General features: G+C 32.9%; 6 protein-coding genes and 3 pseudogenes. 1 reads left to right on the top strand and 8 read right to left on the bottom strand.

Translation table 11 applies throughout. From position 1 onward, the window contains the following. Nucleotides 1-239: pseudogene (locus BMX53_RS19210) on the top strand (IS4 family transposase); the annotation flags it as partial. A 402-nt stretch (nt 240-641) separates the two neighbouring features. Here BMX53_RS19210 and BMX53_RS18405 read toward each other — a convergent pair. From BMX53_RS18405 to BMX53_RS19160, 8 genes and pseudogenes are all read right to left on the bottom strand, one after another. After that, nucleotides 642-1,576, bottom strand: a pseudogene (locus BMX53_RS18405) (PorP/SprF family type IX secretion system membrane protein). Nucleotides 1,577-1,589: 13 nt separating this feature from the next. Continuing rightward, complete coding sequence (locus tag BMX53_RS18400) at nt 1,590-2,858, bottom strand: T9SS type B sorting domain-containing protein (protein WP_063175386.1); 1,269 nt, start codon at nt 2,856-2,858, stop codon at nt 1,590-1,592. Between the two features lie 949 nt (nt 2,859-3,807). Continuing rightward, nucleotides 3,808-5,778: an OmpA family protein gene (locus tag BMX53_RS18395; RefSeq protein ID WP_063175385.1), complete on the bottom strand. Its 1,971-nt coding sequence runs from the start codon at nt 5,776-5,778 to the stop codon at nt 3,808-3,810. Between the two features lie 31 nt (nt 5,779-5,809). Further along, nucleotides 5,810-6,742 (bottom strand): PorP/SprF family type IX secretion system membrane protein, encoded by a 933-nt coding sequence (locus tag BMX53_RS18390; protein WP_063175384.1) that lies wholly within the window; start codon nt 6,740-6,742, stop codon nt 5,810-5,812. Between the two features lie 8 nt (nt 6,743-6,750). Then, nucleotides 6,751-8,046, bottom strand: coding sequence for a T9SS type B sorting domain-containing protein (locus BMX53_RS18385; RefSeq protein ID WP_063175383.1), 1,296 nt, complete (start codon nt 8,044-8,046; stop codon nt 6,751-6,753). Between the two features lie 59 nt (nt 8,047-8,105). After that, the gene (locus BMX53_RS18950) at nt 8,106-10,676 is read right to left on the bottom strand and encodes a DUF11 domain-containing protein (protein ID WP_083394443.1); all 2,571 of its coding nucleotides are present in this window, start codon (nt 10,674-10,676) and stop codon (nt 8,106-8,108) included. Beyond that, complete coding sequence (locus BMX53_RS18370) at nt 10,663-11,040, bottom strand: hypothetical protein (protein ID WP_133145887.1); 378 nt, start codon at nt 11,038-11,040, stop codon at nt 10,663-10,665. The genes BMX53_RS18950 and BMX53_RS18370 overlap by 14 nt, the downstream gene beginning before the upstream one ends. A 65-nt stretch (nt 11,041-11,105) precedes the next feature. Next, a pseudogene (locus BMX53_RS19160) lies at nt 11,106-12,993 on the bottom strand (hypothetical protein); the annotation flags it as partial.

The following is a 12,993-nucleotide window of genomic DNA, read 5'->3' as shown; positions in this document are numbered from 1 at the left end:
AGTACTTTTTAGGAGATAATGAGAATGCTATTAAAATACAGATATACTGTGTTTTGATAGTAAATTTACTCATATCTGTGATTAAGAAAAAGCTTACAAGAAGTTGGGCTTTCTCAAATTTGGTAAGTTTTTGTAAGATCCATCTGTTTAACTATATTAAACTATTACATTTCTTAGAAAATCCTGAACAAGATTGGATTATTGAGGTTCAAAAGATAAAACAACTCTCTTTGTTCTGAGAGCCTATTTCTAGGTTTAGTATGAAATTAAAAGTATATAAAACTGATTATCAATATAATATGATTGAAAATTCTATTGATAATAAGTTTTATCGGACACTAATGATTAAAAAACTAAAAATCATTGTCTTTAGAATCTTTGACACAAAATTATACAAAAAAGAAAATAATCAAAATTATACTGAACAATAAATGCTATTTAAATATTCATTACTTCTAATGCTAGATAAATCCTTTTTGCAAAAAAACTAATCAACAACAAGTCAAACACTTAATTTTTTTAACAAAAAAACAAATAGTTTCACACTTACCATTCGAAATTTACTTTGTTATTTTTTCAAGAAAACTTGCTATTCTTTTAATTTCATCTTTTCTCAAGAAAAAACTACAGCACCATTTCTCCTAGAAGAAACGAGCTGTACTAACTTTGTTGTATTTATTAAACAAATCAAATCTCAAGAATATCTCATGCGATCCTGAGTTATACCTTGATAATTTAGAGGTATCTGCATCGTATGAGTAACCAATAAACAATCCATCGTTAACCTGGAATCCTGCCAATGCACTAACTGATGAATCCCAACGATATGCTGCTCCAATAGTAAACTTATCCACTATCAAAAAGTTCGCTGTTAAATCAACTTGTACAGGTGCTCCTGATACTGTCTTTACTAAGAAAGCTGGCTTAAATTTCAAACTTGGATTTAAATCAAACACATACCCCCCCCCATTAAGTAAAAGTGCATCTTCTGACGCATCAACTCTGTACCTTCATTCTGGGAACGATCTGTCGTTAAAAAGTTAGGAACAGATACTCCTAAATACGATTTATCTGAATACAAAAATAATCCCGCTCCTATATTTGGATTAAACTTATTGTTGATATTCTCTCCAAACTTTGGATCATCTGGGTTATATATATCTAATTTTGTATAATCTACATCTAATAAATTAGCAGTACCCTTTAATCCAAATGACAACTTATAACTGTCATTTAAATCTACTGCATATGCTAAGTTTACAGAGAAGCTATTCTCTGACATTGCTCCAATTCGATCATTTGTATAGTTAATACCTCCTGATAAACCATTATCACCTAATGGAGTATCTATAGAGATATTTGCTGTTTGGGGAGCTCCATCTAAACCTACCCATTGTGTACGATACATTCCAAATACATTTAACACTCCTCGTGTTCCTGAATAACCAGGGTTTATATTCGTCGTATTATACATATAATGCGTGTACATTGGATCTTGCTGTCCATACATATCTGATGCTGATAACATCACCATAGATAATAACGCTCCTAATTGTATACCTTTTCTTATTTTCATTGCAATCATTTTTCTAGTTATTCTCTAAGTGTAAGTAACCTGATTTTGTAACTGTCTCTGAGCCTTTAGCTGTACGAACTTCGTATTTAACAACATAGTAGTATGTACCTGTTGGTAGTTTTCCACTTGATGATACTCCTTTTCCTTCTGCTTCTCCTTTAAACACATTCATACTTCCATCTCCATTAGCATCATAGTTACTAGCTTCGTATACCTTAGATCCCCAACGGTTCATAATCTGTACTGTATTTGGATACTTATTGATATTAGTAATGATAAAGTAATCATTCAGTCCATCGCCATTTGGTGATACCGCATTATAAATCTTAATCTCTGAATTGTAATCTGTATCTACCATTCCTAAAGTGAAGATTCCTTTTGCTGTAACCTCTATCGGAGTCTTTACTGTTTTATTAACTACATCAACGATTCCGCCTTCATCTACCCATTTCTTAGCAACATCATCCCATCTTAAAATGTGAAGTCCTTTCTCTGGATTGGCCAACAAACTAGCTGGAGTAGTACGTTCATCCCAACTCAACGATAAAATGATACTTTTATTAGATCCTTTATTATCTACCTCCCAGTACTCTGCGTTATTTATCTCTATGATAGAAGTACGCTCTTTGTGTTCTCTTCCAATTAACGGATTAGATCTCTTATACTGAGCTTGAAAAACATCTTTTACTTCTTTTGATTCTCCAAAGGTGATAGGGCGATAATAAGTACCGTCTCCTACTGGCATCTCTAGCTCTTTCTTACCTTCTTTATCTGCCATACCTACTACATGGCTACCATCTCCTACTTTTGCTATAGAAGCTCCTTCCTTAAAAGTTATACTTCCATTTAATGGCATATTAACTACTACATTTCCACGCTCAAAAGACGCTTTCCCTGCAATACTTATATCATTTTGAAGATCAATCCCATCAGTATTAAAGAATACATTCTCTAACTCTGTTAAATTAACCCCTCCACTTATCTTTTTCTTCTCGTTTGAGCCTTCTAATTGGGAAAAGAATACTTTACTTCCTGAGGCTGTCTTGGAAAACATAAAGAAGCCTTCATTACTAAAATCATCGAAGAAGTGTACTTCTCCTAGATTAGTAAAAGTCGATCCACTTCCATTGTCAAATTTCCCTAGCACTGTAAATACTTCATTCTCTGATACCGTCAATTCTCCAGAATTATAAAGATTTAATTTTTCTTGTGCATTACCCTCTGTAAAGCATAGCAACACTCCAGAAAGTAAAATTAACCCCAATGTATTTTTCTTTTCCATACCAATACTTTTAATATTCTTTTATATTAATTTAATGCATTTTACCAAACACAAAAACAAATACAACATCAAATAACAAAATTAAAAATAAATTTAACATTAAATAATCAATTAAAAAAGATTTTTTAACAATAAGCAATTAAACAATTATTAACAATAAATTTTCAACTCTCATAATTATACAACAACGGTAGAGTCCTATTCGAACGAAAAATTACTATTAAAACATTAAATAAACACAATAATGAAAATCAAATAATTACTAAATACACTTAAGTATTAAAAATACGACGCCGAAAAGAGATTGTTTACAAAAATAACTATCACAAAAACTCAATTATTTGATAATCAACTTAAATCTATATTCTACAATATCTCCATACAGAGACTTAATCTACTTTATAGTTATGAAACATGTTTAATCTCTTTCTCTTTAGCACAACAATACAGACAACGAATATCGAAAATCAATAAGTTTTAGTAGATCAAGCATTACTTTTCCTCTCTTATCTCAACTATTTTATACTTCGATTGTTGGACAGACCTTAGACAATAAGCAGTGAATACTGGACTAGAGAGGCCTTTTCTCCACCAATAGTCCAGATATTCACCCACTAGTGTCCTACCTAAGAGCTTCTACAATACTGCTACATATTAATTTACACCTGAAATCACATAAGTATAATTTCCTTCTTCTCTCTTTTTCATAAGTTCTTAAGCTATTTTATATAATTTACTCTCGTTAGTCAATCTGTCCTTGACTCTAGGTTAAATTGCTGCTTTAAGCATATTATAGTGATATAAAAAAAGAGCACCTCTATAAAGAAGTGCTCTCTGGCTAATACTGTTAGTTTTAAATCCTACAGCAGGATCGGTCGAAAAAAAAATTGTTTTGTTGTTTTTATGAACAATATATATTAGTTAGTAAACGCAGTTAGAAGTACTTATATTACAATTCTGTAACAATAAATTCACTACGTCTATTTAACTGATGTTCCTCTACAGTACATGGTACTCCATTACTACACTTATTCTGTAGCTGCGTCTCACCATATCCTTGTCCAGTTATGCAGCTTGCTTCGATTCCTTGGCTAATAATCCATGCCACAGTAGATTTAGCTCTGCGATCTGATAGTTTCAAGTTGTAATCATCATTACCTCTACTATCAGTGTGTGAACGTACATCTATCTTCATCGTAGGATATTCTTTTAATACTTCTACAACTTTCATTAACTCAATAGATGCATCTCTGCGAATATTAGATTTGTCAAAGTCAAAGTAAATAGGATTCAACTTAAGTTTTTTAAACAAGTCGTCATCTTTAGAGATTGGTTTTTCAGTTTTCTCTAATGCGATATCCTGTTTCTTAATTCCTCCTATTTTAGCATCCATTAGTACAACTACCTCTTCAGTGTTATATTTAATAGCTTCTGCTTTTAGGCGATATTTCTTATTGCAATCTAAGTCTTCTACTTTATAGTATCCATTCTCATCCGTAGTAATCTCTCCGATTGTATTGTACGCATTATTATAAATAGTCACTTTAGCATTGGCTAATACTTCTTTAGTGTCTTTATCAAATACAATACCTTCTAAGATCTGGTGACATACTTTCTCCATAAAGAAGTAAATATCATCTCCTCCTACTCCGTTTGCTCTGTTCGAACTCACAAATCCTTTGCGCGTTTTCTTATCAACATAGAATCCGAAGTCATCTGTACTACTGTTAATAGGTGTTCCCATATTAGAAGCATTACCGATACTTCCATCTACATTAATCTTCGCTACGAATACATCTAGTCCTCCTAATCCTGGGTGTCCATCTGAACTAAAGAATAAGAAGTGATCCTTAGAAATAAACGGGAACGTCTCTCTTCCTGCCGTATTTACTTTCTTCCCTACATTCTCTACTTTTCCATATTCACCTGTAGGATATAATGCTACTCTAAAGATATCCGATTGGCCTAAAGTTCCCTCTCTATCTGATGAAAAATATAACCATTTATCATCTGGTGTCAAAGCTGGGTGAGCAGTGTTATAATTATCAGAGTTAAATGGTAACTCCTCTATGTTATCCCACTTTCCTTCTTCAGATAAAGTTGCTTTATAAATCTTTAATAAAGTAGAATTCCCTTTATTTAATCTTCTCTTTCCTTTTAGATTAGTATTATTACGCGTAAAATACATCGTTTTACCATCTTGAGTAAACACTGCTGTAGCTTCGTTTACTTTTGTTTCAAGCTCTGGTGCAAAACGCTGTGGTTCATCAAATGTCCCATCAGCATTAATCTTAGAACTGAATAAACTCGTAAAACTCTCATTCGTCCAGTCGTGTAAACGCTTTCCTGATTGATGATCTGTATTACGTGCTGAAGTATAGATTAACTGATCTCCATATAATGTAGCTCCGTAATCAGAATACTCCGTATTCACACTTATATTCTTTAAATCATAACGCTCAGAGTTGTTCTCTATCTCTTTTAAGTAACGATCTTTACTCGCTTCAAAAAGCTGAGCTCTAGAATCGTCTCCCTCTAGTTTAGCGAACTCTTCCATCATCTGTTTAGACTTGTCGTAGTTCTCTACAGACTTTAACGTCTGAGCATAGCGATAATAGTACTCAGCGGCGATAGCTGTTTTTCCTTTATCATCGTATTCACCTTCGAACAGTTCAGTATACCATTGATTTGCCTCTGGCAACTTTCCGTTAAAGTAATAGGCATCAGCTAATTTCATTAGCATATCTGCATTCGTGTACCCCTTCTTAGCCATGCGCTCATAAATCTTGATTGCATCTACATAAGCTTGAGTTTGATATTCTTTATCCGCTTTCTTCTCCGCTGTCCTTTGAGCTTGAGCACTAACTCCAGCTAATAGTAACAACCCTAATAAGCTTATTTTCAATAGCTGTTTTCTCATACTTTCTTTTTCTTAGTTACTCTTTTCTTTCTTAGAAGAATCGAGGTGCATTAATCGTACTTCTACGGTTAAATAATTCAAATCTCATGAAGATCTCATGTGATCCTGAGTTATAATTGCGCAACTTAGTCGTTTCGAAGTCATAAGAATACCCAACAAATAAATTGTCATTTACTTGGAATCCTGCCAATGCACTAACTGATGCATCCCAACGGTATGCCGCTCCTACTGTAAATTTTTCATATAACAAGAAGTTAGCTGTCAAATCTACTTGTAGTGGTGCTCCACTTACAGCTTTCACTAAAGCTGCTGGTTTAAATAAAATATCTCTACTTAAGTCAAACACATATCCTCCCATTAAATAGAAGTGCATCTTTTGACGCATCGTAGTGATATCATTATCATCATAGCGATCTGTAGTTAAGAAATTAGGAACAGACACTCCTAAATAAGCCTTGTCAGAATACATATAAAGTCCAGCTCCAATATTTGGGTTAAACTTGTTCTTAATATTCTCTGAAGAGTTAGGATCTGTAGGATTGTGAATGTTTAATTTTGTATAATCTACATTTAATAAATTAGCCGTTGTTTTAATACCAAAAGCTAATTTATAATCGTCATTTAGATCGATAGTGTAAGCTAAATCAACAGAGATATTGTTCTCATCCATCGCTCCTAAACGATCATTCGTGAAGTTCACTCCTAATCCTAATCCACTATCACCTAATGGAGTAGATACAGATACGTTAGCTGTCTTAGGTGCTCCCTCTAGACCTACCCACTGTGTTCTGTACATTCCGAATACATTAAGTGTACCACGGCTACCAGCATAGGCAGGGTTCACCATATTCGTATTATACATATACTGTGTATACTGTGGATCTTGTTGAGCTTGCATTTGTGAAAAACAACCTAAGGCGAATAGGCTGATTCCGATTTTCTTTATGTTTTGTTGAATATTCATTTATTCTCTTACTTATTGCTTTCTAAATGTAGGTAACCTGATTTTTTAACCATGTGTGATCCTTTCGTACCTTTGTACTCATAGTTCACGATATAGAAATAAGTCCCTGTAGGTAACTTCTCTCCTTTATTTACTGTTACACGACCATCTGAGTAACCTCTAAATACATTACCTGCACTATCATAACTCTTCGTTTCGTATACTTTAACTCCCCAACGGTTATAGATTTCTACTGTGTTATTAGGGAATTTATTTATATTATCTATAATGAAGTAATCATTCTTACCATCTCCATCAGGAGTAACAAGGTTATAAATAACGATATCTCCATCTAAGATTAAATCTGTCTTAACTGTTGCTAACGTAAAGAATCCATATCCTCTAACATTGGCTGGTGTAGTAATCTCTTTCTTTGCTAAGTCAACTACTCCTCCTTCATCTACCCACAATTGTTGTTTGGCATCCCAGCGCACAATGTGTAGTTCTTTCTCAGGATCTGTCAAAAGTTCTTTTGGTGTAGTACGCTCATCCCAACTTAATGTTAGCATGATATTTCCTTCACTATTATCAGTTCCTTTATCGACAGTCCAGTACTCGCGTTCGTTTAACAGATTAATAACACCTGATTTAGCATTACGTGCTCTGAAGAAATTCTTATCATCTAAGTTATACTTTCCTTCATACGCGTCCTTCACATGCTCTGGTGCAGTGATTCTAGCGTAACGATAAAGTCCTTTATCCCCTTTAGGGTATTGGAATTCCTCACTACCTATTTTCTCTACATATCCTTCAGCATGGCTGTTATCTGTAGGTTTTAATGCTTTAGCTCCTTGGTGGAAAGTCAACATCCCTTTTAGAGAATCAACCTTAATAATACCGTCTTTAAAATCTACTGATCCTCTAACGTTCATCTCATTCTTAAGGTCAAAAGCCATCTCTTTTGTTGAGTTATCTAAAACTACATCGTAGAAATTAGAAAGCTGATTACCTGTGATGTTTTGCGCTCCAGTTCCATTTTCAAAGTGTGTGAACACTGCTTTTGATCCCTTTGCGTTATTACTGTGATCGTAGATATTATCGTTATTGAAGTTACTGTAGTAATATACTGTTCCATCATTCTTCACATACCCTTCTGCAGTATTGTCAAAATCATAGATAGTAGACATCACACCACCTTCTGCTACTGAAATCTTTCCTTGGTTTACCATTACTTGATCTTTCTTAGCTTGCTGTGCTACTGCTGTAGTAGCTGGCAATGCTAGACCTAGTAAAGCAACTGATTTATATAATTTTCTTGATTGCATAGTTTTCAGTTTTTAAATACTGTGTTAGCGCAAGCACTAACACAGTAATTTAGATTTTATTATTTTAATCTCTGATAAATATGAGGATTAGTTATAAACAAGCTTTGCTGCTTAAGAATAACTATCGTACATGTAGGACAATCCTTATCTATACCAGGATGTCCTGGTGTAGTTTCAGGCAATGGATTTGGGTCTGTTGATGTTGAAGTTACATTTTTTCCCTTTCCATCACTAGCAGTAACTGTAGCTATATTATAAACTCCTTTTTTATTAACATCCTCTTTTGTGATATCATAAGTAGTAGTATATGTCCAAACTTCTTCTTTATCAAGTTTCTTATCATTATTAACATCTCCACTAACATAAGTAATCGTTAAAGCTGTTCCTAATTTAGTATCCTTTATCACTACATCGTGTAAAGGAACATTTCCTGTATTAGATACTTTAAATGTATAAGTAATCGTATCAATCACATCAGTATATCCATTCTTATTAATATCATTAAATACACCTGTTTTTTCTAATTTTATACTAGGCTTACCATTAACGATACCTTCAGCTTCATGACATTTACCTTCTATCTTATTCGTTAAACCACTTGGCCATAAATTCGGACAAGTTTCTTTAGTAGCATTAGGCCCACACCATTGTGCGTTACCATTTTTCAATCCTCCTTCTACTTTATCCATAGCAATCCAAACTACATTATTTGAATTAGAGATAACTGAACCAGATCCGCCTGAAGCATTTGCTTTGTTTACAAAATAAGCATTCATATCTCCTTCTCCTCTATAATTCACTATAGGGTATGTTGTTGATTGCTGAGTAAACGTACCACATACTTCTACAAAAGCACCATCATACATATTAATAACAGCTTTACCTGTATTAAAATACCCCTGTTGTGATGGGTCTCCATGTGTCAAAGATCCTGTTACTGAAAAATAAGCTTTATCGTACAAAGTAATAGATGCATCATCTTTTGAATTTGCTCCTCCAAAATTAGCAGAACCGTCAATATCAATTCCACCTGTTGGACAAACTTTTACTATTCCACCTTTCTGTGTGAAATCTCCTGTAACTTTAAGTTTAACACCTTGTTCAACATAAAGTTCTCCTCCAGCCTCAATAATAAAACTACCTGTTATTTTTGTATCCTTAGACACACGATAAACTTCTCCTTTATTAATCTTATTCCCTTTAATAAAATCAGCTAATTCTTTTGCTCCTGCAGGTGCTTCGCAATCTTTAGGCCAAGGTGTAACATTAGGAGTTACTACAGCAGTATTATTATCAGAATCTGGATCTGGATCATTAGATTTTATTGTTGCAGTATTTGTATAATCTCCTGATAATTTAACTATAGCTTTTACCTTCAGTGTTGCTGTTTCATGCACAGCTTCTAAATCACCTATAGTCCAAACACCTGTTTTCTCATCATATGTTCCTTTACTTGGAGTAGCACTTACAAAAGTATATCCACTTGGAAGTAAGTCAGTAACTTTTGTATTTGTTCCTTTATAAGGACCAAGGTTTGTTGCTGTTAAAGTAAACTCAATCTCCTCTCCAGGATGTACTTCTGTTTTATTAACTTCTTTCTCAATCTTAACATCCGCTCCTGTAGTACCTTGTATTTTTTGGATAATTACACCTGAGTCATATTGAGTATCACCAGAATCAGCAATTGCAATTTTAAATTGATATGTTTGCCCACCTTGCAATCCCGTTAGATCATACGTAATTAACTTTGTCAAACCGTTATACTCAATATAAACTGGTTTAGGTAAGTTATTCGCTTTATTATAATCGTTATTACTAAGAAGTTTACTATAATAAACTATCTTATTATTTTCATAATAATAATTGCTTCCATTATCCTTTCCTGTATAATGTCCATTATTAATATATAAACTACTATTACTTAAATCCCATCTTACATCATATGAGCCTGAGCTTCCAAAAACACCATAATTAATTGTATTAACACTAATAACATTATTATTCAATGGATTACGAGCCATATTTACAGTAGTAGCAGGTTTGCCATTTTCATCTTTTAAACCTGGACCTGAAACAAAAAAACCAAAAGCATCATTATACTGAGAACCTACATAATTTGGATATTCTTCTGATCCAAATTGAAAAGCTACACGCAACGCTGTTGTATGAGGTTCTAATTTAACATCAAAAGTATAGACAACAACATCCTTTTTAGCCTCTTTATAGATATTTGTTAAATCTGTATCTTTATAGTCACTTCCTATTCCAATAGACGCGCTAAGATTTTCATTTTTAGATTTTAAATCAGCTATAGCATCACCTGTTGAAAAAAGAACTCCTTTATCCATTCCCAAATTAGCCTTATTACCTCCTTCAAATATCACTATTTGTGATCCTTTCTTTTTTGAATTTGAATAAGTTTTATTTATTGAACCGCTAACAATTTCTGGATTACTTAATGTTAATCCTCCTCCATTCAAAGCTTGTAATATTTCATTAGCTGTTGGCTTCGAATTCGTAATTACTGCTGGTTCTAAGGTTTTAGTTTGAGCATAAAAATTACTACTAAAAACAATTAGAAGCAAACAGATACTGTTCTGTACATTTTTAAAAAAACTATTCTTCATCATTATTTTTATCGTAGAATTTAAAATTAAGTTTATCTAATAATTCTTTATTCTCTTTTAAAGTTTTATATTCCTTCTCTAATTTAGATTGTTTAAAGAACCCTTCTATTCTATTAAAATATTCATATTGCAAAGTCCATAAAGTTCTTCCTTCTTTTAAATCGTTCTCATTTAAGAAATTATTCTTTGCCTCTAAAATTTCACTCAATTCTTTATAATCTACTTTATCGTTAAGTAGTAATGTCTTTTGAATTAAAGCAACTTCTTCGGCTGTTTTCTTCTTAACATCAGTAATGTTTTGCGCAAACCCCATGTGACTTACCAAAAGCAGACATAATACAATACAACTTGATATAATATTTTTCATAATATTTAAGTTTAGAAATTTCTTACTGAGTTAATATTTTAACTCAGTAAGAAATAGTTATTAGATTATTTTACAACAAATACAATTGTCATAAATGTTGCTGGTGTTGAATCACCAATTACTTTGTATTTCAATTTTCCATCGTTACTAATAGAAACGATTTCTACAACTGATTCATCATGGTATGTTACATAGTAATGTAAATCTGTTGCATTAGTTGTATTAGGAATACTTACTGGAGCATCACTACTTCTTAAGTTTGCTTTTACATTAACAAACTGTGCTAAATACTCTTTATGTAAGTCTCTTTCTTGTACAGCTCCACCTTTTTTATCAGATGTATCAAACACAACTGGTGGCATGTAGAATACTTTTGGCATAGCTGATTTTACATCTAATTTGTATTCTTTTTCCCCTGTTGTAGGATCTGTAACTGGTGTTACTACTACATCTCCTGTTTCTGTTTTACCACCTGTAACCGTTACTGGTTTCTCTTTGTCTTTCCAAACTACAGTTTTAACACCACCATTATCTACTGTTGTAAGCACTTGATTGTCATTACCAGCTTTAATTTGTGTAGTATTTAATGTACCTCCTATTTGGTTTAACTCAAAGTTACCTTGGTTTACAGTTAAAGAAACATTTTGAAGTACTACTCCATCTCCTTTATCTATAGTTAATAAATTTGTAGTAGAAGATAAATCACCTTTTTTAGTAATATCAACTACTGGAGTTTTCCATTCTACTGTTTTTGTACCCGCGTTATCTACTGTTGTAAGTACTTGATTTGCATCTCCTGCTTTTAATTTATCTGCTGTAATTGCATTGTTTGCAATAGATAATTTTGCATCAGCTAATACAGATTTTTCTAATTTCTCTCCTCCATTTACTAAGATGATATTATCTGTAGATAATGTTTTAGCATCAATTACATTGCCTACTCCTACATTTGGTGTACCTGGTTCCCAAGTTTTTGTAGTTGTATTATAAACTAATGTTTGTCCTGCAACTGGTTTAGTTTCACTTACAGGAGTACCTTGAATACCTCCTACAACTGTTTCTCCATTCTTTAATACTACATCACCTGTTAAAGTTAATTTAGATTCCTTTCCATTTACTGTAGAGACAATATTTGCTCCTTCAGTTTTGATCTCATTTGTAGTATTGTTACTAATGATATCATTTTGATTAACCCAAATTGTTTTATTATCATCACCAGTAACCATTACTTGTCCTTTAGTACCAGGAGTGATTTCTAATGCTACATCTTTAAACGTAGATTTATCTCCATGTGTAACAGTAATTGACGTAGAAGTAACGTTTCCAGTTGCTAATTTTTCTTTAGCCGTTTCATAGTTAACTGTTACATTCCCTGAACCATCAACATTTAATCCTTCTCCTACTTTTACTACTCCTGCTACATCTTTAGATGCTGTAGGAAAATCAACATTTAATTTACCATCTGTACCAAATGATAAACCTGTACCAGCATTAACTGTTACTTTATCATCAACGATTGTAATACCATTACCTGCTTTTACTTCTAAAGAACCATCAGTATTTTTTCCTAAACCATTACCTGCAACATCATCAGCAATCTTTTCTTTTGTAACTGCCTTATCTGCTAAATCTGAAGTCTTAACTTCTCCATCTTTTATCTTTTCTGAAGTGATTGACTCATCTGCAATTGCTAATGAAGCATCCGCTAATACTGACTCTAGTAATTCATTACCTCCATTAACAGTGATAATACCATCTGTTGTTACTTTCTTAGAATCTACTAATGAACCAGCTGATATTGTTTGATATGTTACTGTTCCATCTGCATTTACTGTAGCTACCTTTCCAGCATCTTTACCTTCTGCTACTAACTTCTCAGCTGTTACATTCTTATCTGCTAAATCTGAAGTCTTAACTTCTCCATCTTTTATCTTTTCTGAAGTGATTGACTCA

Origin of the sequence: Myroides marinus (assembly GCF_900109075.1) — a bacterium.
GTDB lineage: Bacteria > Bacteroidota > Bacteroidia > Flavobacteriales > Flavobacteriaceae > Flavobacterium > Flavobacterium marinum_A.
Note: the sequence above shows the minus strand (reverse complement) of the source record. Positions and strands in the feature narration are given on the sequence as shown.